The organism is Streptomyces sp. NPDC025721 (assembly GCF_055558595.1).
Genome location: NZ_JBVHMF010000005.1, coordinates 225,755 through 248,539 on the forward strand (window position 1 = coordinate 225,755; position 22,785 = coordinate 248,539).

The window sequence follows — 22,785 nt, forward strand, 5'->3', positions numbered from 1 at the left end:
AGAGTAGAGGCATGACGACGACAGAGACGCATGAGACGACGGCAGCGGGATCGGCGCCGGGGACGGCACCGACTGGGGGAACGGCTGGGGGAGCGGCGGCAGGCGCGGCGGCCGGGACCGGGGCCGGCACTTTTACGGACCTGACCTCCTTCACGGGTGACGCGCTTCCTTACGGCGGCGGCAACCCGTTCGCGGACTACCGCCGCGTGGAGCTGCCCTTCGCGGGACTCGCGGACCTGGCCGACCGCAGGCTGGGCGCGGGGGTGGTCGCCGCCAATGACGAGTTCTTCGCCGAGCGGGAGAATCTGCTGGTGGCCGGGCCCGCGGTCTTCGACCCCGAGCGCTTCGGGCACAAGGGCAAGATCATGGACGGCTGGGAGACGCGGCGCAGGCGGGGGGCGTCCGCGCAGGTCCCGCACCCCGATCCGGCCGACCACGACTGGGCGCTGATACGGCTGGGGGCGCCGGGCGTGATCCGCGGCCTGGTGATCGACACCGCGCACTTCCGGGGCAATTACCCGCAGGCGGTGTCGGTGGAGGCCACCGCGCACTCGATGTCGGCGGCGCCCGAGGATCTGCTCGACCCGGCGGTGGAGTGGACCGAGCTGGTCCCGCGCACGGCGGTCGGCGGGCACGCGGAGAACGCGTTCGCGGTGCATGTGGAGCGCCGCTTCACCCACCTGCGCCTGCGGCAGCACCCCGACGGGGGGATCGCCCGGCTGCGGGTCTACGGCGAGGTGGCGCCCGACCCGGGGTGGCTGGCCGAGCTGGGCACCTTCGACCTGGTGGCGCTGGAGAACGGCGGCACAGTGGAGGACGCCTCCGACCGCTTCTACTCCCCGCCCGAGCACACCATCCTGCCCGGCCGCTCCCGGAAGATGGACGACGGCTGGGAGACCCGCCGCCGCCGTGACACCGGGAACGACTGGATCCAGTACCGGCTCGTGGACCAGGGCGTGATCCGTGCCATCGAGATCGACACGGCCTATCTCAAGGGCAACGCGGCGGGCTGGGCGACGCTGTCGGTCCGCGACGGGGAGGACGGCGAGTGGATCCCGCTGCTGCCGCGGGTCAAGCTCCAGCCGGACAGTGTGCACCGCTTCCTGGTCAACCCGATACCGGCCACCCACGTCCGGATCGAGATCTTCCCCGACGGGGGCATATCCCGGCTGCGGCTGTACGGCTCGCTGACCGAGCGCGGCGCGACCAGCCTGGCCGAGCGGACGGAAGCCATCAGCTAGCGCGAGGCCGACGTCGGGCAGCCCCCGTGGGGGAGGGGGTCCCGTTCGTCAGGGTCTTCTGCGGGAGGGTCCTCAGCGGGCGGGGCTGAGGATCTGTTCCGACCAGGAGACCAGGTGCTCGAAGAGGCCGGTCCTGCGGCGGAGTACGGCCAGGGGGTCGTGGTCCACGTCGTAGGCGGCGGAGCCGACCCGGCCGCCGACGGCGAGGCGGGTGAGCATCAAAGGGGCGAGCCAGCAGTATTTGGCGGCGCCCGCGGCGGCCACCGAGCGGCGCAGCTCGTCCTCGCCCAGGGCGGCCCCGGCATCGCGGGCACCGGCCAGATAGCCCTCGATGACGGCGGCGGAGATCTCTGGCAGCAACTCCCCTGGTATCAGGCCGTCGGCGACGCAGTCCGGGATGAGGTTGGCGATGTCCTCGCCCACGGCGCCTTCCCCGACGAAGGCCCAGTCGAGCAGGACGGTACGGCCGCCGGCCGGTCGGGCGGCCGGGGCGCCGGGGGAGTGCGCGGGGGAGTCGTCCTGGGCGATCAGGTTGAGCGGCCAGACATCGAGGTGGCACAGGGTGCGGGGGCCGGACTCGGCGGCGGCGAGCAGGGTGTCGCGCCGCTCCCACATACGGTGCAGTCCGGTGCGCAGGGCGGCGGGCCAGACGGCGGCGGCGTCGGGCAGGTCCCAGGGGAGTTCAGCGGGCAGGGACTTGCTCTCCACGTACTGGCGGAGCCAGCCCCGGGAGAGCCAGGGCTCCGCAGGGAGCCGCCCGGTCCAGCGGGCCTGCGCGAAGCCGAGACCATGGGCGAAGGCGGCCAGGCGCTCCACCGGCCACTGTGAGCCGGGCACCCCGGTGACGTCCTCCAGCCACAGGGCGAAGGAGCCGTCCGCCCGCTCGTCCGCGGCGAGCAGGCGGGGGCCGTCGATCCCGGCGTCGGCGAAGACGGTCGCGGTCAGGCCGTCGCGGTAGGCGAGCGGCTCACGGCGCCAGTGGTTCCAGTGCCGCGGCTCGGGGCTGGTCTGCCAACTGCCCGAGCCCGTGGGGACGCACACCTTGAGGACCGCGCTGCCGTCGGGGCCGGTCACCCGCCAGATGCCGTCGGTGGCCTGGTTGTCCTGATTGTGGGTGAGTTCGGTGTAGGACCAGGTGGGTGCCGCACCGCCGAGGGCCGAGGCCACGCAGGAGGGGACGAGCGTCGCGGGGGTCACTGGGCGCCGAAGAGCTTCAGCAACTCGTCCTTGCCGAACATCCGGGCCGTGTCGACCGCGGACGGCACGCCCGCGGCCGGGTCGGCGCCGCCGTCGACCAAGGCGGTGATGACGTCCTGCTCGCCCTTGAAGACGGCGCCGGCCAACGGGGTCTGGCCCCGGTCGTTGGCACGGTCCGGCTCCGCGCCGCGGGCCAGCAGCGCCCGCACGGTCTGCCCGTGACCGTGGTAGGCGGCGAGCATCAGCAGGGTGTCACCGCGGTCGTTGGTGAGATTCGCGGGGACTCCCGCGTCGATGTAGGCGGCCAGTTTGTCGGTGTCGCCCTGCCGGGCGAGGTCGAAGACCTGGGCGGCGAGCTGAAGCAGCTCGGGGTCGTGAGCGGGCTCGCTCTCGGCGGCGGGATCGGGCGTCGGCTCGGTCATGATCCCAGCCTACGCAGCGGGGCACTGTCCGTTGAAGAAGGAGATCACCACGCGTTGCGGCGCGCCCCGGCCGACCTGGACGTCCACCGGGACGCAGGCGTGGCCGTCACCGGCGACGAAGAAGCCGCCGATGAAGACGACGGGCTGGGCCGGGCAGGCGTCGAAGGTGATCGCGGGGGCCGGGGTGGACCCGAAGGCACGGCCGTACTCCAGTCCGGCCTTGGCCCGCTGCTCGGCGCCGATGGTCAAGGTGACCGTCGACCCGGTCCGTATGGAGGCGGCGACCTTGTAATGCCAGCCGTCGGAGTTGTGGTAGCCGTGGCCGGTCTGGTCGCCGTCGGCCAGGGCGCGCAGACCGGTCCAGGTGAGGGGACCCACCGTCACATCGTTCTTCGCGGTGGCCGGTGCGGCGGAAGACGAAGCGGAAGCATCGGAAGAAGAGGAAGTAGAGGAAGGGGTGGTGGGTGCGATGGTGGTCGAACCAGTGGATTTCGCGGGGCTGTTGCCCGTGGTCACCTCGGTGGCGGAGCCGCCGGGCGAGCGCATGGCTTCGACGCACGCCACCGGGCGGGGGTGCTCGATGCTGCCGACCGGGGGCGGTGCCTCGATGGTGACGCGGGCGGAATCGGTGACGACGGGGCGGTGCGTGGAACCGCCCGAGGAGCAGGCGGACAGCAGGGCGATCACCCCTAACGCCACACCGGACGCTCGTATCCCGCGACCAGACATGCGCATCACTCCCTCACGCAGGACGGTACGTGGTCAGCCGAGCGGCGGCCAGACCACCAACTGCCGTACCAGCGCGGGGTCTCCGGTCAGCCGCAGCGCGTCGGCCCCGTCCCAGGGGGCCCTGCGGTACAGCGCCAGCAGCAGATCGCTGGCGGGGCCGGAGAGGGTGGCACCGGGCTCCGGGCCGTCGCCGGGTCCGCCGCGGACCGCCGAGGCACCGGTGGTGTCGAGGATCAGGGTCCAGGCCGGGCCCTCGTCGGCGACCAGCGCGACACGGGCCGGTGCGTGCGGCCAGCCGTCCATCGAGCCGAAGCCGACATGCAGGAATTCATCCAGGGCGTCGGCGGCGAGGGCGGGCGGCAGCGGTTCGGTGACCCCCGCGGCCTCCTGCGCGTCGCGGGCGTGGACGGCCGCCTCCTGGACCTGGTGGCGGGCGACGGAGCCCGAGGTCGCCGCGTTGCCCGACTCCGCCCACCAGGTCCAACAGCCGGTGTCGGGACCGGCCGCCCGCAGGGCGTCGAGCAGCAGCACCGTCGAGGCCGCCGACCAGGACGGCAGGTCGTCCCCCGGCATGCGGTCGCCGAGCGCCCCGTCCGACGGCGGCCGGACGGCGGGGCCCGCGGCGACCGTCGCCGCCCAGAAGCGCTGCACCTGGCCGACATGCGTCAGCAGATCCCGGACGGTCCAGTCGGGGCAGCCCGGAATCCGGGCCTCGACGGGTGCGGCCCGCGCGGCCTCGCGCAGGACCGCGGACCGCTCCTCGATGAGTTCGAGCCAGTCGGTGAACCGGAGTTCGGGCGAGGCCGGCGTCTGCGAGGAGCGCGAAGTCGTCATGGCCACCGTTGTAGCAGCGACCACCGACAATGCCCCCGGTCCGGCGGCCGGGACAGCCCGCGGGCTCCCTGTCCGGTGCGGTGCGCGGAAGATCGAGAAGGCCGCGCCCGGCCGGTCCCGCGGCCGAATTTATGGCCGGATTTCTGACCGATTCCACAGGTTTTGCCCAACCCTGACCACGGCGGGCTCTGTTCACCGCGACGGGAAACCTGTTCCATGGTCATCAGACGGCCGCCGCGACCGAAGGCGGCCACGTGTGCCAGAAGAGGTGGCCTTGCCTACGACCGTGCGGCGTACCGCTGTGAGCATTCCGGCCGCGGCCCTCGGCCCGGAGAACCCGCTGCCCGCATTGCGCCCGCTCGACGAGCTGCACCGGCTGGACCTCAAGGACCGCGAGGGACTGCCCGCCGACATGGCCAGGCAGCTCGGCTACGCGCCACTGCGCTCGGTGCTGCCGGTTCGCGTCCTCGACGGCTACGGCCGGGACCGCGCCCCGGCCGCCCTCGACGCACTCGTCATCGAGAACGACCGCATCCGCGCCACCGTGCTGCCCGGCCTCGGCGGCAGGCTGTACTCGCTGGTCCACAAGGCGACCGGACATGAACTGCTCTACCGCAACCCGGTGTTCCAGCCCGCCGCGTTCGCGCTGGCCGGTGCCTGGTTCTCCGGCGGCGTGGAGTGGAATCTCGGCGCCACCGGCCACGCCGCCCACACCTGCGCCCCGCTGTACGCCGCCCGCGTCCCCGCCCCGGACGGCGGCGAGATGCTGCGCCTGTGGGAGTGGGAGCGGCTGCGCGACCTGCCCTTCCAGATCGACATGTGGCTGCCCGCCGACTCCGACTTCCTCTACGTCGGCATCCGGGTCCGCAATCCGCACGAGCGCACCGTGCCCGCCTACTGGTGGTCCAACATCGCCGTTCCCGAGACCGACCGCACCCGGGTGCTCGCCCCCGCCGACGCCGCCTGGCACTTCGGCTACAGCCGCACCCTCAGCCATGTGCCGGTCCCCGCGCCCGACGGCGCCACCGACATCACCTACACCACCCGCTCCGAGCACGCCGCCGACTACTTCTTCGACGTGGCCGACACCGACCGCCGCTGGATCACCGCCCTGGACGGCGAAGGACACGGCCTCGTCCAGACCTCCACCGACCTGCTGCGCGGACGCAAGCTCTTCCTGTGGGGCCACGGCCGCGGCGGGCGGCGCTGGCAGGAGTGGCTGACCGAGCCCGGCACCGGCGGCTACCTGGAGATCCAGGCAGGTCTCGCCAGGACACAGCTCGAACACATCCCCATGGCCGCGGATTCGGAATTCTCCTGGCTGGAGGCGTACGGACCGCTCGCCGCCGACCCCGCGCTCGTGCACGGCGACGACTGGTCCGCCGCGCGCGCCGAGGCCGGGGGACGACTCGAGGCCGCACTCCCGCGCGCCACCGTCGACGCCGCCTACACCGCGTGGCTGGCGCACGCCGACACCGACCCCAAGGACCTGCTCGCCACCGGCTCCGGCTGGGGCGCCCTCGAAAGCGAGCGCGGCCACTTCCACCTGCCCGGCACCCCGTTCCCCGCCACCACGCTCGGCGACCCGCAGAAGCCCTGGCTGGAACTGCTGCTCGCCGGGATCTTCCCGAGACCCGCCGCCGACGCGCCGCCGGGACCCGCGCTCGTCTCCCCGGAGTGGCGCGAACTGCTGGAGTCCGCCGACACCTATCCCGGCAACGAGTGGTTCCGCGACTACTACCTCGGCATCGCCCAGTGGGCCGCGGGCGACCGCGCGCAGGCCGTGCGCAGTTGGGAACGGTCGGTCGCCGCCCACCCCTCGCCGTGGGGCCTGCGCGCCCTGGCCGTCGCCGAGGCCGACGCGGGCCAGACCGACCGCGCCGCCGACCGCTACCTGGCCGCGTACGACAGCCTGCGCGAGACGTTCACCGCGCTCCCGGACCGCCCGGACGTCCGGCGCGCCCTGATCGTCGAGGCCGTGCCCGTCCTGCTCGCCGCGGGCCGCGCCGCCGACGCCGAACGCGTCCTCGCCGATCCGGACCAGGCCCCGGAGGGCGACCGGCACGGCCCCGACTGCGGGCGGCTTCGGCTGCTGCGCGCGCAGACCGCGCTCGCCCGCGGCCAAGTCGCCGAGGCCCGCGCGCTGTTCGACGAGGGCTTCGTCGTGGAGGACCTGTACGAGGGCGCCGAGGCGCTGACCGACACCTGGTACGCCATAGCCGAGCGCCTTGTCGCGGGCGACGGCCCCGTCACCGACGACATCAGGACCCGCGCGCGGGCGGAACACCCGCTGCCCGCCGCGTACGACTTCCGGATGCGGCCGGAGACGGTGCCGTAGGGAGCGGGCGGTCCCGGCCGCACAGCCACTGCGGCCGACGTCCGTTGGCCGCCGCGCCGCCTACGCCCGGCTCGCGGCGACCAGCGCCGCCGTCTCGTCCGCCGTCAGGTCACCGGGGCGGCGGCCGTCGCGGGCGAAGGAGTTGGCGGTACGGCGCAGCGCCTCGTTGACGGGCGTCGGCACGCCGAAGCGGCGGCCCAGCAGCACGATCTCGCCGTTGAGGTAGTCGGCCTCGATGGAGCCGGTGCCCCGGGTGAGGCTCTGCCAGGACGAACCGCCGCCGCGCTCACCGCCGTTGACGGGCAGCAGCTCCACCCGGTCGCCGCGCACGCGGGCCTGCTCCTCCTGGCTGACGTGCGCGACACCGGCCGCGTCCAGCACTGCGACTCCTTCCGCGCGGGCCCGCTGATACACCTCGAACAGCGGCCCCTCACCGATCGGACCGGACACCGCCTCCAGGGAGTTGCCCAGATTCGAGAGCAATTTGCCGTACTTCCACGCCATCACGTCCTGCGAGACCGGCGCCGCGAAGCCCGAGCCCTCAAGGTCGGCGGCGATCCGCCGCGTGGTGTCGTCCGCGCCCGACGGATAGCGGCCCAAGGTCAGAATCCCGGACAGCGGCGCACCCGGCGCCTGCACGACACCCGGCTCCAGGTGGGAGGCCGGCAGCCAGACGCACATCCCGTGCACGTTCGGGAAGCGGCGCAGCGCCAGCCGCTCGTTCTCGACCCCGTTCTGCGCGCACACCACGGCGGGACCGGCACCGTCCGACCCGACCCCGTACCCGTCCCACCGCGTCAGCACCGACGCCGTGTCCTGCGTCTTGACGCCCAGCACCAGCACGTCGTCGGGCCGCGCCCGCAGCGCCTCCGGCCCGTCCGCGACGGGCACGGGCAACGTCAGCGTGCGGTCCGGCAGTTCGAGCCGCAGCCCCCGCTCGCGCAGCGCGTCGAGATGGCCGCCGCGCGCCACCAGGACGACCTCGTGACCGCCGTCGAACAGCCGCCCGCCGATCGTGCCGCCGACCGCTCCCGCTCCGATGATGATGTATCGCACACCGAGAGACTCGCACACGCCCGCCCCGGTCCCTCCACCGCACCGCGCCGAAAACCGGTGGCCGGGCGCCCGCGCCCCCCACCACAGTGATCGTCGGGGAGAACACCCGACCACCACCATCCGACCACCACATACGGGGGGACCGTCATGTCCACATTGCGCGTGACCGCGGAGCGGCTCACCATCCTCGACCACCCCAACGCCGACGCGCTCGAACTGGCGCAGGTCGGCCTCTACCGCGCCGTGGTCGCCAAAGGCGCCTACCGCAGCGGCGACTTCGCCGTCTACATCCCCGAACAGGCCGTGCTGCCCGAGTCGTTGATCACGGAGCTGGGCCTGACCGGCAGGCTGGCCGGAAGCGCCGCGAACCGCGTCAGGGCGGTCCGGCTGCGCGGCGAGCTGTCGCAGGGCATCGTCTGCCGCCCGGCCGCGCTCGACGGTACGGATCTGGAGCGGGCCGCCGCCGGGGGAGCGGACTTCGCCGAACGGCTCGGCATCGTCAAATGGGTGCCTCCGGTGCCGGTGTCGATGAGCGGCGACGTGGAGTCGGCGCCCGACCTGCTGCCCTGGATCGACATCGAGAACCTCAAGCGCTATCCGGACATCTTCGCGCCGGGCGACCCGGTCACCGTCACCGAGAAGCTGCACGGCACGGCCTGCTGCCTCACCTACTACGCGGACAGCGGCGCCGTGCACGTCACGTCCAAGGGCCTCGGCGGACAGCGCCTCGCCCTCACCGAGACCGACCGCAATCTCTACTGGCGCGCCGTCCTCGGCCACGGCCTGCCCGCCGTCGCGGCCCGGCTCGCCGAGCGGCTGGGCGCCGACCGGATCGGCGTCTACGGCGAGGTGTACGGCAGCGGTGTGCAGGATCTCGGCTACGGCGCTGACGCCCGCGCGCAGGGCGCGCCCGGTTACGCGGCGTTCGACGTGTGCGCGGACATCGGCGGGCGGGTGCGCTGGCTGGACGCCTTCGCGCTGCTGGCGGGCGAAGTGCCGCTGGTGCCCAAGCTGTTCGAGGGCCCCTTCGACCAGGAGGCGGTGCTGGCGCTGGCCCAGGGCACGGAGACGGTCTCCGGCCGCGGCCTGCACCTGCGCGAGGGCGTCGTGGTGCGCACGGCCGACGACCGCTACAGCGACGTGCTCGGCGGCCGGGCCATCGCCAAGGTCGTCAGCGACGCCTACCTGACCCGCAAAGGCGGCACGGAGTACGAGTGAGACCGGCCCCCGCGAGACCGGCCCCCGCGTGACCGCCGACCGCGTGACCGCCAGCCGCCGACCGTGGGCCGACGCCCTTCCCCGAACAGCGTCGGCCCACGGTCGGCCCACCCCGGACCGTCAGCCCGCCCCGCCCCGTCCGGCCCCCGCCTCCGCGCCGCCCTCCAGCCGCGCCCGCAACCGCCGCTTCGCCTCCGGCCACTCCTCGGCCAGCATCGAGAAGAAGACGCTGTCGCGCCACGTCACACCGTCCGAGCGCAGCCGGTGGCGGCGCCAGACCCCCTCGCGGACCGCGCCGAGCCGCGCGATGGCCCGCTGCGACCTGATGTTGAGATGATCCGTCTTCCAGCAGATCCGCCCCATGCCCAGCTCCTCGAAGGCATGGCCCATCAGCAGCAGCTTGGCCTCGGTGTTGACCGGGGTCCGCCAATGGGCGCGGCCGTACCAGGTCCAGCCGATCTCCAGCCGCTCGTCCCTGGCGCTCACGTCGTGGTACGTCGTCCAGCCGACGGCCCGGCCGCCCGCCCGCTCCACGACGGCGAAGGCGAGACCGCCCGCGGCCTCCGCGTCGGCGGCGACCCGTACCGCGAGATCGCGCAGCTCGTCCTCGGTGCGCGGCGGCTCCACCGGCAGCCAGCGCCACACCTCCTCGTCACCGCCGCCCGCGGCGAACAGATCGGGCACATGGCCAGGAGCGAGCGGTTCGAGGCGGACGAAACGGCCTTCGAGCACCGTGTGAGCGGGGGTTCTGGCAACCATGGACGCACCGTAACCAGCGGCCAGCGGGTCCTGGCAACGCGATTTCACCTCGTGGACCGCATGCTCTCGGCTCAGCCGGGTACGTGCGGGGGATCCGAGCACCGTTGACGCCAGAAGCGGCGAGAGGAACCAGAAGCGATGACCGACATCACCCCCGACGGCCTCGACCCGGACAGTGGCCTGCCCCCGGCGCAGCGCGCGCTGCGCGAGATCGCCCACGGCAGCGAGAACGTCGTCGCCCTCAGCACGCTCGCGGTCAGCGAAGTCCTGCTGCCGGTGCCGGGCGTGGACGAGGACCCCAACGGCGGCGAGCCTCCCCGGCAGATCCAGCTCCCGGTGTACGAACAGGAGGACGGCCGCCAGCTCGTGCCCGTCTTCACCTCCGAGACCCGGATGGCCGAAGCGCTCCCCACGACCAGTCGCTACCGGCTGGTCCAGCTCGCCGTGCTCAGCGGCGCCTGGCCCTCCGACGAACTGATCCTGTCCATCGACACCGGCAGCCCCGACTCGCTGAGCATCTCGGGCGAAGGCGTCCGCGCCCTGGCCGGGCTGGTCGGCGGCCAGAACTGACCGCCGCCCGCGTCGTCAACCCCGCCCCAGCCGCCTTAGGCGGCTCCGAGCAGGCCCCGGCACGCCCCGCGCCCCCGGTCAGCCCCGGTACACCACCAGCCCGCCGGGCACCTTGTCGAGCAGCAGCTCACCGGGCGCGGGTGCCACCTCACCGTCGTAGGCGAGGTGGACGCCCTCGCCGGGCAGCCGCAGCCGCAGCCGCCGTACGGTCGCCGACGTGTACACCGGCGACCGGGTCAGCACCCCGGTGAGGGCCGCGCCCAGCAGCCGGGTACGGGCGAAGGGCCCGCCGTCCACGATGCGCACGTCCAGCACGCCGTCGTTGAGGTCGCGGCGGCGCACCGGGGCGAGCCCGACACTGGAGTAGCGGCAGTTCCCCGCGAAGATCAGCCACACCGAGCGCGGCCGTCCGTTCACCTCGATGTCCACCGGCTCGCAGGTCCGCAGGACGTGCACGGCGGCCAGCACACTGGCGGGCCAGCTCCCCACCCGCCGCGACCAGCGCTCCCGTACCCGTACCAGCTCCGGGTACGACCCGATGCTGAAGGTGTTGAGGAAGGGCGCCGACTCGCTGTACGGCGAGTCCAGGCTGGTGTGCCGGGCCACGTCCACATTGGCCGCCCGGCCCGCCGCGACCGCCTTCGCGGTGTCCTCGACGGTCTCCAGGCCGAGGTCGAGCGCGAAGTGGTTACGGGTGCCGCCGGGGAAGACCGCCAGCGGCAGCCGGTGGCGCAGGGCGACGGCCGTGGCCAGGCACACCGTGCCGTCACCGCCGCACACCCCGAGCGCGCCGCCCTGCTCCACGGCCGTGCGCGCCGCCTTCTCCAGCATCTCCAGCAGGTCGTCGTCCTCGGTGCACTCACCGACCGACGCCTCGGGCAGCGCGGCGGCGATCCGGTCGACGGGCGCCGACAGCAGCGGCGGCGGCCCCGACGCGGAGTTCACCACCACGTGCAGCCCGCGGCCCTCGGGCAGCGACGGCACCTGCGCGTCGGCGCCCGGCTCCGGCTTTCCCGGAGCGGGCGGCACCAGGGCGCGTACGACGGCGGCGGCGCCAAGGCCCAGGGCCGCGCCCGCCACCACGTCACTCGGATAGTGCACTCCGGTGTAGATCCGTGAGAAGGCCACGCTCGCGGCGAGCGGCGCGATCACCAGGCCCCAGCGCGGCGACTCGATCGCCATGCCCGCGGCGAAGGCGGCGGCCGAGGCCGCGTGACCCGAGGGGAACGACGAGGTGATCGGCTGGCGGTGCAGCCGCCGTATGACCGGGACGGTGTCGAGTATCGGCCGTGACCGCCGTACCGCGCCCTTGCCCGCGGTGTTGACCGTCAGCGACGCCAGTGCCAGCGAGCCCAGTCCGCGCGCCGCCGCCCGGCGTCCGGTCCTGCCGCCGGTGGCCGCGACGCCCGCGGCGACGGCGAACCACAGCCGGCCGTGGTTCGCGGCACTGCTCAGCCGGGGCAGCACCGGCTCCGCGCCCGGCCAGTGGCGCTCCGCCACCTCGGCGAACAGCGCCTTGTCCCAGTTCTTCCAGGGATACGTCATGCGGGCCGGTTACCCACGCCCGGCCGCGGCACACCGCCTGATCAAGGCCGTTGCCGTTCCGTCACGGACGGCCGACCGCGTATCCGCCGGTACCGCGCCCGCGTACCCGACCGCGTATCCGCCGGGACCGCACTCGCGTACCCGCCCGCGGACCCACCGGTACCGCACCCGCGCCGCCGCCCCCGTGTCCGCCGTCCACCGGTGCCGCCGCTGTAGTCTCACCGGGTGAACGAAGCTCACCCGCACACCCCTTGGCCAGAGCCGGAACTCGTGATCTTCGACTGCGACGGTGTGCTGGTCGACAGCGAGAAGATCGCGGTGAAGGTGGACGCGTTCGTGCTCGCCGCGGTCGGCTGGCCGCTGAGCGAGGCCGAGATCGTGGAACGGTTCGTGGGCCGCTCCTACCGCGACATGACCACCGCGATCGAGAAACACCTGGGCCGCTCCCTGCCCGAGGACTGGGACGCCCCCTACCGGCACCTCTACCAGGAGGCGTTCGACGCCGACCTGACCGAGGTCGACGGCATCACGCAGGCCCTGGACGCGCTCACCCTGCCGAGCTGCGTCGCGTCGAGCACCAGCCACGAGGGGCTGCGCCACACGCTTGGCCTCACCGGGCTCTACGAGCGTTTCGAGGGCCGGATCTTCAGCGCGAGCGAGGTCGAGCACGGCAAGCCCGCCCCCGACCTCTTCCTGCACGCGGCCCGCAGCCTCGGCGTCGAGCCCGCGCGCTGCGTGGTCGTCGAGGACAGCCGGTACGGGGTGGCCGCCGCCCGCGCGGCGGGCATGCGCGCGTACGGCTACTGCGGCGGACTCACCCCCGCGGGCTGGCTCGAAGGCCCCGGCACGACGGTCTTTGACGACATGCGCGACCTGCCCGCACTGCTGCTGCGCTGAACGCGGGGCGCGCCGCCGCCTCCTCACCCGCGCACTCGGCCGTCGGCCGCTCCACCGGCCGTTCCGTCGGATGCGGACCGCGCCGTTGCGTCGGATGCGGACCGCGCCGCCGCGGGAGAAAGTGGGCCCCAGGGGTGCCCACCTACGCAGCGGAGGTAACCGGATGCGGCTCGGCCCGCGGTACGACCTGCGACCCGACTCGGGACTGCCGCTGCCCGCGTACTGGCGGGAACGGACCGCCGACGCCCGGCCCGGCGCCGAGGTCCCGGGCGGCGGCCCGCGGCTGCTCGACGCCGCCTGCGGCTACTGGGCCCGGCGCGGCCTGCCCTGCCGCGCGGGCCACGTGCTCGCCGCGCCCGGCGCGGAGCCGCTGCTGTTCGCGCTGCTCGCCGCCGTCGACGGCGACCCGGTGCTGGCCCGCCCCGCCCCCGCGTGGCAGGCCCCGGTGGCCCGGCTGCTCGGCCGCCGGGTGCACACCGCGCCCACCCCGCCCGAGGGCGGCGTGCCCGACCCCTTCGCGCTGCTGGAGACCGTACGGCGGGCGCGCGCCGCGGGCGCCGACCCGCGGCTGCTGGTGCTGTCCGCCGCCGACGACCCGACCGGCACCGTCACCGCGCCCGAGCTGCTGCACGAGACGTGCGAGGCCGCGGCGGAGGCGGGGCTGCTGATCGTCTCCGACGAGACGTACTCCGACACGCTCCACCACCGCGACACGGTGCTGCTCAGCCCGGCCGAGATGCTGCCCGACCACACCGTCGTCCTGGCCGACCTGGGCGCCACGCTGGTCCCGGCCGCGGTGCCCGCCGCGCTCGCCCGCTTCCCCGCCACCGCCCACGGCGCGGCCTGGCGGGAGCGGGCCCTCGACGTACTCGCCGCGCTGCGCGCCGTGCTGCCCGCGCCGGTCGCCGCCGCCACCGGATACGTCCTCACCGAGCCCGCGGAGGTCACCGACCGCACCGCCGCGGCCAACCGGCTGCACGCGCGTACCGCCGCTGCCGCCTTCCGCGCGATCACCGGCGCGGGGGCGACCTGCCGTCCGCCGCGCGCCGGTTTCCAGCTCTATCCGACGCTGCCCGCGCCCGGCCTGGACGCCGCCGCGCTGGAGGAGCGGCTGACCGCGGCCCTCGGCTACCCCGTACTCGGCGGCCACCGCTTCGGCGACGACCCGGACGAGCCGCGCGTGCGGATCAGCACGGGTCACCTGCACGGCGCCACCGAGGATGAGCGCCGTGTCGCGCTGGCCGCGCCCGACCCGCTCGCCGTCCCGCATGTCGTCGCCGCGCTGGCCGCGTTGGCCGTCGCCGTCAGCGGCCACGCCACCGGGTACCCGGAGGGCGGGTCGGGCCCCGCGGGCGGGGCGGTCGGTGAATCCGCGGGCATCGGCGAATCGGCGGACACCGGATCGCGGGGGCGTGGGACCTGACCTATTTTTTGGGTAGGTCGATGAACGATGATCGGGGATCCGGTGGGTGCGAGCGGTGTTCGGGACGGCCGGGCGGGCCACACGTGCCTCGCCCGCCCTCCCCACACCCTGTGCCGCGGCCACGGGTCCCGCCGGTCCCGTCGGGCTTCCCGGCCCGGCCGGAACCGCCGGGGCCGCCGCCCCGGCTCGAACCGCCGGGGCCGCCGCCCCGGCCCGCTGTTGCCCGGCGAGTGTCGCCGACGGCGCCGAGACCGTGACGGATGGGAGTCCCGATGACCGATCAGAGCGAGCGCACCCTCGCCGAGAGCGAGAGCACCCTCGCCGGTCCGCGTCCGCTGGGCGAGCTGAGGACCTGGCCCACGTCGTTCGCCGACCGGCTGACGGACCCGCTGCCGGGGCTGCGCGACGTCCTGCGCTCGGTACGGGAACGCAGCATGCGCCCGCCGGCCGCCGCGCTCGCGCAGGTGCCGTCGCTGCCGGTCGAGCAGGGACCGCTGCCCGCGACGACGGCGGGCACGGTCAGCCTCACCTGGGTGGGACACGCGAGCTGGGTGATCGGCATCGGCGGGCTGACCGTGCTCACCGACCCCGTGTGGTCCCGCCGGATCCCCGGCACCCCGGCCAGGGTCACCCCGGTGGGCGTGCCCTGGGAGACGCTGCCCCCCGTGGACGCCGTCGTCATCAGCCACAACCACTACGACCACCTCGACGCGCCGACGCTGAAGCGGCTGCCGCGCGACACCGCGCTGTTCGTGCCCGCGGGCCTGGCCGCCTGGTGCCGCCGCCGAGGCTTCACGCGGGTCACCGAACTCGACTGGTGGGAGGCGGCGGAACTGGGCGGTGTCCGCTTCGACTTCGTCCCCGCGCACCACTGGAGCAAGCGCACGCTCACCGACACCTGCCGCTCGCTGTGGGGCGGCTGGGTGCTGACCGACGGCTCGGGGCGGCGCGTCTACTTCGCCGGGGACACCGGCTACGGCCACTGGTTCCGCGAGATCGGCCGCGCCCACCCCGGCATCGACCTCGCGCTGCTGCCGATCGGCGCCTACTCGCCGCGCTGGATGCTCAGCACCGTGCACACCGACCCGGAAGAGGCCGTACGCGCCTGCCTCGACGTGGGCGCGACCGCGATGGCGCCCATGCACTGGGCGACGTTCCTGCTCTCCGCCGAGCCGCCGCTGGAACCGCTCACCCGGCTGCACGCCGCGTGGGCCGCGACCGGCCGCCCCCGCGACGACCTGTGGGACCTGCCGATCGGCGGCTCGCGGGTGCTGTCCGGCACGCCGTGAGGGCACGCCACGCCGAGGCACGGCACGCCGTGAGGGCAAGCCGGGCGGCCTGATCGCGGGACGGCCGCCCCCGCTTGCGGCGCGCGGCCTACTTGCGGCGCAGCCGCCGCACGACCATGGGCCCCGCCGCGAAGGCGAACGTCAGCCCCACCGCGAGCGCCACCCCCTGCCACGGCTCGGGGAACAGCGACCCGCCCAGGATGCCGACCAGTTGATACGCCGCCGCCCACACCAGACAGGCCGGGATGTCGCCGCGGACGAACCGCCGCAGCGACATCTCGCCCAGCAGGCACGCCACCATCACCGGGATACGGCCCGCCGGGATCAGCCGGGACAGCACCAGGACGGCCGCGCCGTGCGCGTCCAGCCGGTTCTGTGCCTTCTCCAGCGTCGTGTTGTCCACCCGGTCCTGGAGCCGGTGCAGCCAGCGCGAGCCGTTGCGGGACCGCACCCCGCGCAGGCCGAGCCAGTACAGTGCCACGTCGCCGAGGAAGGCGGCGAAGGACGACACGAGGAACACCCCGAGCAGCGCGAGCGGGGGTTGCGACTGGTGGAAGGCGACGACGGCCGCGCTGGAGACCACCGCGCCGGTCGGCACCACCGGCACCAGCGAGCCGAGCGACACCAGCAGGAACAGCGACGGATAACCTATGGCCTGCTGCGTGGTCTCGGACGCGGGGGAATTGGCGGCGGCCGACGCCAGGAACCCGATCACCCGCGGCTCTCCCGCCCGGCGTCCTCGACCAGCACCGACTGCCCGTGGTCGAGCCGGTGCACCGACACCCGCGGGGCCAGCCGGGCGGCGATCCGCACGAACTCCTCGCCGGGCGTGTGGAATTCGTGCGGCCGTACCGCGTCCATGCCGATCGGCCAGAATGTGCCGTAGTGCACCGGTACCGCGGCTCGCGGCGCCAGATCGGCCAGCACCCGCGCGGCCCGCGCCGCGTCCAGATGACCGTGCCCGAGGAAGGGGCCCCAGCCGCCGACCGGCAGCAGCGCCACGTCGCAGGGGCCGACCGCGTCGGCCAGCCCGTCGAACAGCCCGGTGTCCCCGGCGAAGTACGTGCGCGCGGCCCCCTCCATCACATAGCCGAGCGCGGGGGAGCGCTCAGGCCCGTACGGCAGCCGCCGTCCGTCGTGCGCGGCGGGCACCGCCCTGACCGTCAGCTCCCCGCCGTCCGCGCCGCGTACCAGGAGCGAGTCGCCCGCGCCGACCTCCACCAGCCGCAGCCGGTCACGCAGCCGCCGCAGCCCCGGCACCGCGGCGACCGCGCCGCGCGGCAGGACCACGGTGGTGCCCGCCGCCAGCCGCCGCACCGAGTCCAGGTGCAGGTGGTCGGCGTGCAGATGAGAGATGAGTACGGCGTCGGCCGCGGTCGCCGACGCGGGCGGTACGGCGCCGCGCCGCCTGCGCAGATGGGCGAGCCGCCGGGTGAACAGCGGGTCGGTGAGCACCCGCACCCCGGAGTCCCGCACGGTCACCGTGGCATGACCCCACCACGTGATCTCCACCGCCACCGCGCCCGTCCTTTCCCGGCATCCGTCCAGGGCGCCCGTATCGCACACACGCGTCGCACCTCCCCGGTCAGGGGACTCGTACCGTGCCCGCGCACACCCTCGCAGGCCCGAGCGTATGCCCTGCCGAGGGCCGGGCCCGGCGCGCGGCCCGACGGGGCGCCGGGACGCGGCGGGCGGTATGGCACTGTGGAGGTGTGCCGCAGCCTGCGAAGAGACGGGAACGGGCCGTCGGCCGGAGCGTGGTGAGGGCCGTCGGCCGGGTGCTCGCTGTGTGGATGGTCTCCAGCGCGACCCTGGCCGTACTCGCCTGGGTGCTCCCCGACTTCCGCCTCGAGGCTCCCAACGGCGACAGCCCCACCCAGATCGCGGTGACCTCGGCGATCGGCGCGGGCGCCTTCGGCGTACTGAGCGCGCTCGTGTGGCCGCTGCTGGTCCGCGCCCTGCTGCTGGTGCCCGCGCTCGTGCTCGGCGCCCTGGTCTTCTTCCTCAACGGCTCGCTGCTGCTCGTCGCCCTGCGCTTCACCCCCGACGGCCGCGGCCAGGTCGCCCCGGCCACCGCCGTGGTGATCGCCGCCGTGATGTCCGCGACGTCCTCCGCCACCAGCACCGCCCTCGCGGTACGGGACGACGCCGCGTACGGCCGCAGGCTCGCCCGGCTCGCGGGCCGCAGAACCCGCGCGAGCGACCCGCCGCTGCCCACCACGCCCGGCACGGTCTTCCTGCAACTCGACGGCGTCGGCCACGACGTGCTGCGCGACGCCCTCACCTCCGCGCCGCCCGCGATGCCGACCCTGGCCGGCTGGCTCGGCACCACCCACCGGCTCACCCCGTGGCGCACCGACTGGAGCAGCCAGACCGGCGCGAGCCAGCTCGCCATCCTGCACGGCACGAACCACGACGTGCCCGCCTTCCGCTGGTTCGAAAAGGAGACCGGCCAGCTGATGGTCTGCAACCGGCCCTCCAGCGCCGCGGAACTGGAGCGCCGCGCGGTGGCCCGTACCGGCTTTCGCGGCCTGCTCGCCGAGGACGGCGCCAGCCGCGGCAATCTGTTCACCGGCGGCGCGGAACAGTCCGCGCTGGTGATGTCGGTGGCGGCCCGCCGCGACAAGTTCAGCCGCTCCAGATCCGGCTACTTCGCCTACTTCTCCGACCCGGCGAACGCGGTGCGCACCGCCTGGTCGTTCAGCGCCGAGGTGTGCCGCGAGATCGGGGAGTCGACGGCGTCGCGGCTGCGCAGGGACCGGCCCCGGATCAAGCGCGGCGGCCTCTACCCGCTGCTGCGCGCCTTCGCCACCGTCGTGGAACGGGACGTGGCCGTGGCCGCCGTCATCGGCGACATGCTGGCCGGAAGGACCGCCGTCTACGCGGACCTCGTGGCGTACGACGAGGTCGCCCACCACTCGGGCCCGCGCAGCAAGGACGCGCGCAAGGTGCTGGGCCGGCTCGACCGCTCGGTGGCGCTGATCGCCGACGCCTCGCGGTACGCGCCCCGGCCGTACCGCATCGTCCTGCTGTCCGACCACGGGCAGAGCGAGGGCGAGACCTTCGAGAGCGCGTACGGGGTGACCTTCCGCGAACTGGTGCGGGCCGGTTGCGGGCTGGCCGGGACCGAACGGCAGGCCAGGCGGCGGGCGGCGCGCGGCGCCGAGGCACGGGCGGCGGCCCGCACCGCGCTGCGCCGCCCCGAGCAGGAGCGGCGGGCGCAGGAGGAGGCCGAGTGCGCGGGGCCCGCGTCGCAGCCGGTCGTGCTGGCCTCGGGCAACCTCGGGCTCGTCGCCTTCCCCGAGATCGAGGGGCGGGCCACGCTGGAGGAGATCGACCGCCGCTCGCCCGCGCTCCTCGACGCGCTCACCGGGCACCCCGGTATCGGCTTCGTGCTCGTGCACAGCGCCGAGCGCGGTCCGCTCGTGCTCGGCCCCGACGGCTCGCAGCGCGAGCTGGCCACCGGGCGGATCAAGGGCGACGACCCGCTCGCGCCCTTCGGCGAGGGCGCCGCGGACGCCGTGCTGCGGGCGGACGGCTTCCCCCACATCGCCGACCTCATGGTCAACTCCGCCTGCGATCCGCGCTCCGGAGCCGTGCACGCCTTCGAGGAACAGGCCGGTTCCCACGGGGGCCTGGGCGGCCCGCAGAGCCACCCCTTCCTCCTGACCCCCGTCGAACTCCCCCTGCCGCCCGCCCCCCTCGTCGGAGCCGAGGCCCTGCACTCCCTGCTGCGCACATGGCTCACCCCGCCGAGCCCCGCCTCACCTCAGGAGAAGCGGCCCGGCGAGGAGCGATCCCGCGAGGAGCCCATCCACCAGGAGCCCATCCACCAGGAACCGGTTCGTGAGGAACCGACCCGCGCGACGACGGCGTGAACCGACCTGACGCCGCCGCCGGTCAGGCCGTGGCGCCGCCGTCGATGACCAGGTCGGTGCCCACGGTGGAGGTGGCCGCGGGGGAGGCGAGGTGGAGGACGGCGGCGGCGATCTCGGCGACGCTGGACGCGCGGCCGAGGGGGATCTGGGCGCGCAGGCGGGCGGCCTTGGCGGCGGGGGTCTCGCCGGGGCGCGAGGACATGGGGGTGTCGACGGCGCCGGGGCTGACGGCGTTGATCCGGACGCCGTCGCCGATGTGGTCGAGGGCGGCGGCGCGGGTGAGGGCGCTGACGGCGGCCTTGGCCGCGGTGTACGCGCCGAGGCCGGGAACGCGGCGGTGGGCGCCGATGTTGGAGGCGACGTTGACGACGGCGCCGCCGCCGTGCGCCCGCATGTAGCCGATCTCGTACTTCATGGAGAGCCACAGCCCGGTCAGGTTGGTGTCGAGGCTGTGCCGCCAGTCGGCCTCGGATATGTCGGCGACCGGGGCGGGAGGGGTGATGACGCCGACGTTGTTCACGGCCACGTCGAGGCCGCCGAAGCGGGCCGTCACGGCGTCGACCAGGCGCTCGACGTCCGGCGCGACGGTGATGTCGGCGGGTACGGCGGCGGCCTCGCCGACACCCTCGGCCGCGATGAGGGCGACCGTCTCCTTGAGGGTCCGCTCACTCCGCCCGGCGACGGCGACGCGGGCGCCCGCACGGGCGAACGCGAGCGCGACGGCCCGCCCGATACCGCTGCCGCCGCCGGTGACGAGGACGGCCCTGCCGGTGAAGGTGTCGGACATGACGGCTCTCCAGATGCCTTGGGTGCCTACGAGAATGAGAACGATCGGTCGTGAAAAGGGGGCTCGGACCCGTCCGGTCAGTCGAGCAGGGCCAGCGCCTGCGCCGCGGCGTCGCGCGGGCGTTCCGGGTCGCCGCCGGCCTTGCCGACCACGCGGATCCCCTGGAGCAGCACCAGGAGCATGCGGGCCAGCGCCCGCGGGTCCCGCCCGGCGGGCAGCTCGCCCTGGGCGCGGGCCCGCAGCAGCGCCGAGGTCAGCCCGGCCTCCAGCAGGTCCCAGCTCGCCTCCACCCGGCGGGCCGCGGCCCGGTCGTGCGGGGCCAGCTCCACCGCGGTGTTGGTCATGAAGCAGCCGCGCCGCAGTTCGTCGCGCGCGGACTCCTCGGCGAAGCGGGTCACCACCGCCCGTACCCCCGGCAGCGCGGGCCCCGGCTGTGACAACTCCTCCAGCAGCCGCGGGTCGCACAGCTCGCCATAGCGGCGCAGCGCCAGCAGATACAGCTCGTGCTTGCTGCCGAAGGTGGCGTAGACGCTCGCCCGCGCGATGCCCAGCGCCTCGACGAGGTCGGCCATCGACGTGGCCTCGTAACCGCGCCGCCAGAACAGCTCAAGTGCCGCCTGGAGCGCCGTGTCCGGGTCGAATTCCTTGCTCCTCGCCATGCCGATGACCCTAGGGTCATTGAGAACGATCGGTCAAGAAAGAGCCAATCGTCAACTAAAGGTTGACGACCGAGGAATCGTCAACCTAACGTTGACGCATGACCCAACACCCGGTACGACTCGACGACCTCATCGACTACGTCAAGGAACAGCACCCCGGCAGCGAACCGCTCGAAGACCTCCAACACGCGGTGGCCGTCGCCACCCACGTCGGCGAAATCGCCGACCACCTCATCGGCCACTTCGTGGACCAGGCCCGCAGGGCGGGCGCCTCCTGGACCGACATCGGCCAGCACATGGGGGTGAGCAAGCAGGCCGCGCAGAAGCGGTTCGTGCCCAAGGTCCCCGAGGACCTGGAGTATCTGAGCGTGGAGGCGGGCTTCAACCGCTTCACCGCGCGCGCCCGCAAGACCGTCGCCGCCGGACAGGAGGAGGCCCGCGGCGCCAGGCACAGCGCCGTGGCACCCGAGCACCTGGTCCTCGGCCTGCTGGACGAGCCCCACGGCCTCGCCGCCCTGTGCTTCGGCGCCCTCGGCGTCAGCGCGGAAGCCGTCCGCGCCGCCGTTTCCACCCCCGGCACCGAGGAAGAGCCCCTCAAGGGCAACCTCCCGGTCAGCCCCGCCGCCAAGAAGACCCTCCACCTGGCGCTGCGCGAGGCCCTGCGGCTCGGCCACAACTACATCGGCACCGAACACATCCTGCTCGGCGTCCTCAGCGACGACCAGGAACCCGCCGCCAGAGCGCTCGCCGGCCTCGGCGTCACGCACGAGGCGGCGGAGGCGTGGACCCTCGCGAGCCTGGCCGACCTCGCCAAGGAGTGACCGGCACGGCCGCCCGGCGCCGGCCGGCCCTCCCCGGCCGGTCCGGCGTCGCCCCTCAGCTCTCCTTGCGCAGCGCCAGCAGCCGGTACACCGGGTCGGGGCGCGGCACCTGCTGGCCGGGAAGCAGCGCCAGCCGCCGCACCAGCGCGCCGGCCTGCTCGTCGTCCAGCGCCAGCGCCGACGCGTAGTAGCCGCGCTCCAGATCCCCGGCGGTCCGCTCGGGGGAGCGGCCCTGCCCGTGGCCGGTGAAGCGCGCCTCGCCCGCCCTGCGCAGCCCGTGCTCCGAGGCGACGGCCAGAATCCGCGGGGCCGCGTCGTACGCCTTCCGCACCCGGTACGGCGCCAGCAGTTCGTCCACGTCGCTGTTCATGTCGTGGCCCGAGTCCTTGTCGACCGTCGTCACGAACACCCCGCCGGGCCGCAGTACGCGGGCGCACTCGGCGACCACCGCGGGCGCGTCCGGCAGCAGATGCAGCAGCCACACCGCGCTCACCGCGTCCAAGGACGCGTCGGCGAAGGGCAGCCGATGGCAGTTGCCCAGCACCACCGAGGCGCCGAGGCGCTCGGCGGCCACCTGGGCCATGCCCTCGGAGGAGTCGACGCCGAACACCCGCAGTCCCGGCCGGTCGAGCAGCCCGGTGACCAGACCCGTACCGCAGCCGATGTCCAGCAGTGTGCCCGCGCGTTCGGGCACCAGGGCGAGGATCGCGCGGGCCGCTGACCGGGCCCGCGGCACACCGCCGCGCGTGGCGTCGTAACGCGCCGCCTCCACGTCGTAGTCCAGCATGTGCGAAATGCTAGAGGCCCCAGGTGAACAGGGGTTCACCCGGGACCTTGCGCGCCGGTTACGTGGTGAGGCCAGTGTTACGTCTGGCCGAAGGGTCCGGATCCGGCCCGAGGCGGGTGCCGTTGTCCGGATTCACCGGTTCCGCGCGGCCGGGCCCGACCGGCCCGAGCGCGGCGCGCTCCAGCGCACCGCAGGTGCCGCCGACCGCCCGTCCCCCGCACGGCGCGGACGGGCGCGGCGGGAACCGGACACCGCGATGGCTCGCGCACGCCCTTCGGCCCCACGTCCCGTCAGCGCGCCGCACGTTTCCGTATACGCGTCACACGGCGCCCCTC

Annotated in this window: 21 protein-coding genes; 9 read left to right on the plus strand and 12 right to left on the minus strand. The window is 74.4% G+C overall.

The window, feature by feature from the left end; all coding sequences use genetic code 11:
* The first annotated feature begins 11 nt into the window (after positions 1 to 11).
* Entirely contained in the window at positions 12 to 1,241 is a 1,230-nt protein-coding gene (gene alc, locus ACZ4EF_RS10545; RefSeq protein WP_467503855.1) for an allantoicase, read from the plus strand.
* Positions 1,242 to 1,313: 72 nt separating this feature from the next.
* Here the strand turns inward: alc and ACZ4EF_RS10550 are convergent, their stop codons facing one another.
* The 4 genes from ACZ4EF_RS10550 to ACZ4EF_RS10565 are packed head-to-tail and all read right to left on the minus strand — an operon-like array spanning position 1,314 to position 4,423.
* Positions 1,314 to 2,438, minus strand: a complete 1,125-nt coding sequence (locus tag ACZ4EF_RS10550) for an aminoglycoside phosphotransferase (RefSeq protein WP_467503857.1) — start codon at positions 2,436 to 2,438, stop codon at positions 1,314 to 1,316.
* On the minus strand, positions 2,435 to 2,860 hold the full coding sequence (locus ACZ4EF_RS10555) for an ankyrin repeat domain-containing protein (RefSeq protein ID WP_355339292.1): 426 nt from the start codon (positions 2,858 to 2,860) through the stop codon (positions 2,435 to 2,437). The genes ACZ4EF_RS10550 and ACZ4EF_RS10555 overlap by 4 nt, the downstream gene beginning before the upstream one ends.
* 9 nt (positions 2,861 to 2,869) lie before the next feature.
* Positions 2,870 to 3,589, minus strand: a complete 720-nt coding sequence (locus ACZ4EF_RS10560; protein WP_467503859.1) for a hypothetical protein — start codon at positions 3,587 to 3,589, stop codon at positions 2,870 to 2,872.
* Between the two features lie 33 nt (positions 3,590 to 3,622).
* On the minus strand, positions 3,623 to 4,423 hold the full coding sequence (locus tag ACZ4EF_RS10565; RefSeq protein ID WP_467503861.1) for a maleylpyruvate isomerase family mycothiol-dependent enzyme: 801 nt from the start codon (positions 4,421 to 4,423) through the stop codon (positions 3,623 to 3,625).
* A 274-nt stretch (positions 4,424 to 4,697) separates the two neighbouring features.
* Here ACZ4EF_RS10565 and ACZ4EF_RS10570 point away from each other — a divergent pair, with 274 nt between their 5' ends.
* On the plus strand, positions 4,698 to 6,761 hold the full coding sequence (locus ACZ4EF_RS10570; RefSeq protein ID WP_467503863.1) for a DUF5107 domain-containing protein: 2,064 nt from the start codon (positions 4,698 to 4,700) through the stop codon (positions 6,759 to 6,761).
* A 60-nt stretch (positions 6,762 to 6,821) separates the two neighbouring features.
* Here ACZ4EF_RS10570 and ACZ4EF_RS10575 read toward each other — a convergent pair whose 3' ends face one another.
* Entirely contained in the window at positions 6,822 to 7,817 is a 996-nt protein-coding gene (locus ACZ4EF_RS10575; protein ID WP_401311442.1) for a ketopantoate reductase family protein, read from the minus strand.
* A 147-nt stretch (positions 7,818 to 7,964) separates the two neighbouring features.
* Here ACZ4EF_RS10575 and ACZ4EF_RS10580 point away from each other — a divergent pair, with 147 nt between their 5' ends.
* Entirely contained in the window at positions 7,965 to 9,035 is a 1,071-nt protein-coding gene (locus ACZ4EF_RS10580) for an RNA ligase (ATP) (RefSeq protein WP_467503865.1), read from the plus strand.
* Between the two features lie 120 nt (positions 9,036 to 9,155).
* On the opposite strand, the gene ACZ4EF_RS10585 is transcribed toward ACZ4EF_RS10580, so the two are convergent.
* Entirely contained in the window at positions 9,156 to 9,794 is a 639-nt protein-coding gene (locus ACZ4EF_RS10585) for a GNAT family N-acetyltransferase (RefSeq protein WP_467503867.1), read from the minus strand.
* A 138-nt stretch (positions 9,795 to 9,932) separates the two neighbouring features.
* Between ACZ4EF_RS10585 and ACZ4EF_RS10590 the strand changes: the two genes are divergently transcribed.
* Entirely contained in the window at positions 9,933 to 10,364 is a 432-nt protein-coding gene (locus tag ACZ4EF_RS10590) for an SseB family protein (protein WP_355339313.1), read from the plus strand.
* 78 nt (positions 10,365 to 10,442) lie between these two features.
* Here ACZ4EF_RS10590 and ACZ4EF_RS10595 read toward each other — a convergent pair whose 3' ends face one another.
* A complete protein-coding gene (locus ACZ4EF_RS10595) occupies positions 10,443 to 11,909 on the minus strand; it encodes a bifunctional phosphatase PAP2/diacylglycerol kinase family protein (RefSeq protein ID WP_355339316.1) in 1,467 nt (488 codons plus the stop codon).
* Between the two features lie 270 nt (positions 11,910 to 12,179).
* On the opposite strand from ACZ4EF_RS10595, the gene ACZ4EF_RS10600 reads away from it, so the two are divergent.
* The 3 genes from ACZ4EF_RS10600 to ACZ4EF_RS10610 all read left to right on the plus strand — a co-directional run bounded on the left by ACZ4EF_RS10600 (position 12,180) and on the right by ACZ4EF_RS10610 (position 15,518).
* On the plus strand, positions 12,180 to 12,806 hold the full coding sequence (locus ACZ4EF_RS10600) for an HAD family hydrolase (RefSeq protein ID WP_391051485.1): 627 nt from the start codon (positions 12,180 to 12,182) through the stop codon (positions 12,804 to 12,806).
* Between the two features lie 163 nt (positions 12,807 to 12,969).
* On the plus strand, positions 12,970 to 14,229 hold the full coding sequence (locus tag ACZ4EF_RS10605; protein ID WP_467503870.1) for a pyridoxal phosphate-dependent aminotransferase: 1,260 nt from the start codon (positions 12,970 to 12,972) through the stop codon (positions 14,227 to 14,229).
* A gap of 272 nt (positions 14,230 to 14,501) precedes the next feature.
* Positions 14,502 to 15,518 (plus strand): MBL fold metallo-hydrolase, encoded by a 1,017-nt coding sequence (locus tag ACZ4EF_RS10610; protein ID WP_467503871.1) that lies wholly within the window; start codon positions 14,502 to 14,504, stop codon positions 15,516 to 15,518.
* Between the two features lie 88 nt (positions 15,519 to 15,606).
* On the opposite strand, the gene ACZ4EF_RS10615 is transcribed toward ACZ4EF_RS10610, so the two are convergent.
* Together ACZ4EF_RS10615 and ACZ4EF_RS10620 are read right to left on the minus strand one after the other, a co-directional pair.
* Positions 15,607 to 16,233 (minus strand): DedA family protein, encoded by a 627-nt coding sequence (locus tag ACZ4EF_RS10615; protein WP_391163714.1) that lies wholly within the window; start codon positions 16,231 to 16,233, stop codon positions 15,607 to 15,609.
* Positions 16,230 to 17,036, minus strand: coding sequence for an MBL fold metallo-hydrolase (locus tag ACZ4EF_RS10620; protein WP_467346281.1), 807 nt, complete (start codon positions 17,034 to 17,036; stop codon positions 16,230 to 16,232). The genes ACZ4EF_RS10615 and ACZ4EF_RS10620 overlap by 4 nt, the downstream gene beginning before the upstream one ends.
* A 275-nt stretch (positions 17,037 to 17,311) precedes the next feature.
* Between ACZ4EF_RS10620 and ACZ4EF_RS10625 the strand changes: the two genes are divergently transcribed.
* Positions 17,312 to 19,396, plus strand: a complete 2,085-nt coding sequence (locus ACZ4EF_RS10625; protein WP_467503973.1) for a phage holin family protein — start codon at positions 17,312 to 17,314, stop codon at positions 19,394 to 19,396.
* Between the two features lie 22 nt (positions 19,397 to 19,418).
* Here the strand turns inward: ACZ4EF_RS10625 and ACZ4EF_RS10630 are convergent, their stop codons facing one another.
* Together ACZ4EF_RS10630 and ACZ4EF_RS10635 are read right to left on the minus strand one after the other, a co-directional pair.
* Positions 19,419 to 20,183: an SDR family NAD(P)-dependent oxidoreductase gene (locus tag ACZ4EF_RS10630; RefSeq protein ID WP_401855925.1), complete on the minus strand. Its 765-nt coding sequence runs from the start codon at positions 20,181 to 20,183 to the stop codon at positions 19,419 to 19,421.
* 77 nt (positions 20,184 to 20,260) lie between these two features.
* Positions 20,261 to 20,842: a TetR/AcrR family transcriptional regulator gene (locus tag ACZ4EF_RS10635; protein ID WP_391163718.1), complete on the minus strand. Its 582-nt coding sequence runs from the start codon at positions 20,840 to 20,842 to the stop codon at positions 20,261 to 20,263.
* A gap of 98 nt (positions 20,843 to 20,940) precedes the next feature.
* Here ACZ4EF_RS10635 and ACZ4EF_RS10640 point away from each other — a divergent pair, with 98 nt between their 5' ends.
* Positions 20,941 to 21,663, plus strand: coding sequence for a Clp protease N-terminal domain-containing protein (locus ACZ4EF_RS10640; protein WP_355339337.1), 723 nt, complete (start codon positions 20,941 to 20,943; stop codon positions 21,661 to 21,663).
* Between the two features lie 55 nt (positions 21,664 to 21,718).
* Here the strand turns inward: ACZ4EF_RS10640 and ACZ4EF_RS10645 are convergent, their stop codons facing one another.
* The gene (locus ACZ4EF_RS10645) at positions 21,719 to 22,450 is read right to left on the minus strand and encodes a class I SAM-dependent methyltransferase (protein WP_391163720.1); all 732 of its coding nucleotides are present in this window, start codon (positions 22,448 to 22,450) and stop codon (positions 21,719 to 21,721) included.
* Between the last annotated feature and the right edge of the window lie 335 nt (positions 22,451 to 22,785).

Bases quoted from the DNA above. Each gene is read 5' to 3' on its own strand.
- alc (WP_467503855.1), top strand. From the start codon at position 12: ATGACGACGACAGAGACGCATGAGACGACGGCAGCGGGATCGGCGCCG.
- ACZ4EF_RS10555 (WP_355339292.1), bottom strand. From the start codon at position 2,860: ATGACCGAGCCGACGCCCGATCCCGCCGCCGAGAGCGAGCCCGCTCAC.
- ACZ4EF_RS10560 (WP_467503859.1), bottom strand. From the start codon at position 3,589: ATGTCTGGTCGCGGGATACGAGCGTCCGGTGTGGCGTTAGGGGTGATC.
- ACZ4EF_RS10565 (WP_467503861.1), bottom strand. From the start codon at position 4,423: ATGACGACTTCGCGCTCCTCGCAGACGCCGGCCTCGCCCGAACTCCGG.
- ACZ4EF_RS10580 (WP_467503865.1), top strand. From the start codon at position 7,965: ATGTCCACATTGCGCGTGACCGCGGAGCGGCTCACCATCCTCGACCAC.
- ACZ4EF_RS10585 (WP_467503867.1), bottom strand. From the start codon at position 9,794: ATGGTTGCCAGAACCCCCGCTCACACGGTGCTCGAAGGCCGTTTCGTC.
- ACZ4EF_RS10590 (WP_355339313.1), top strand. From the start codon at position 9,933: ATGACCGACATCACCCCCGACGGCCTCGACCCGGACAGTGGCCTGCCC.
- ACZ4EF_RS10595 (WP_355339316.1), bottom strand. From the start codon at position 11,909: ATGACGTATCCCTGGAAGAACTGGGACAAGGCGCTGTTCGCCGAGGTG.
- ACZ4EF_RS10605 (WP_467503870.1), top strand. From the start codon at position 12,970: ATGCGGCTCGGCCCGCGGTACGACCTGCGACCCGACTCGGGACTGCCG.
- ACZ4EF_RS10610 (WP_467503871.1), top strand. From the start codon at position 14,502: ATGACCGATCAGAGCGAGCGCACCCTCGCCGAGAGCGAGAGCACCCTC.
- ACZ4EF_RS10625 (WP_467503973.1), top strand. From the start codon at position 17,312: ATGGTCTCCAGCGCGACCCTGGCCGTACTCGCCTGGGTGCTCCCCGAC.
- ACZ4EF_RS10630 (WP_401855925.1), bottom strand. From the start codon at position 20,183: ATGTCCGACACCTTCACCGGCAGGGCCGTCCTCGTCACCGGCGGCGGC.
- ACZ4EF_RS10635 (WP_391163718.1), bottom strand. From the start codon at position 20,842: ATGGCGAGGAGCAAGGAATTCGACCCGGACACGGCGCTCCAGGCGGCA.
- ACZ4EF_RS10640 (WP_355339337.1), top strand. From the start codon at position 20,941: ATGACCCAACACCCGGTACGACTCGACGACCTCATCGACTACGTCAAG.
- ACZ4EF_RS10645 (WP_391163720.1), bottom strand. From the start codon at position 22,450: ATGCTGGACTACGACGTGGAGGCGGCGCGTTACGACGCCACGCGCGGC.